At 57.4% G+C, this 272-nt stretch carries 1 protein-coding gene; it reads right to left on the bottom strand.

The features are described 5' to 3' along the window. Positions 1–272, bottom strand: a 272-nt coding sequence (locus tag SB765_RS29730; protein ID WP_410932508.1) for a DUF72 domain-containing protein, incomplete at both ends; no start/stop codon positions are given.

Raw genomic sequence — 272 nt, forward strand, 5'->3', positions numbered from 1 at the left:
GCAGGCAACCGAGCTTTTCACCCAGGTGCAGACACTGTTCCAGAAACTCATCCAGTGCCGTCTCGCAACGCTGCAAACGCAGTTCATGGGTGATGCGCTTGGGCACCTTGACCGAAAAACGAAAGCTTGCCGGCACCGATTGTGCCCAGCGTTCGTAGGTCTTGGGCTGGTGCGCGCGATAAAACGAACTGTTGATCTCCACCGCATTGAAGCGCGACGCATAACGTTGCAAATGCGTGCCCTCGTCGGCAAATGCCGGACAGTGCTCACGG

The organism is Pseudomonas sp. SIMBA_067 (genome assembly GCF_046534675.1).
Lineage (GTDB): Bacteria > Pseudomonadota > Gammaproteobacteria > Pseudomonadales > Pseudomonadaceae > Aquipseudomonas > Aquipseudomonas putida.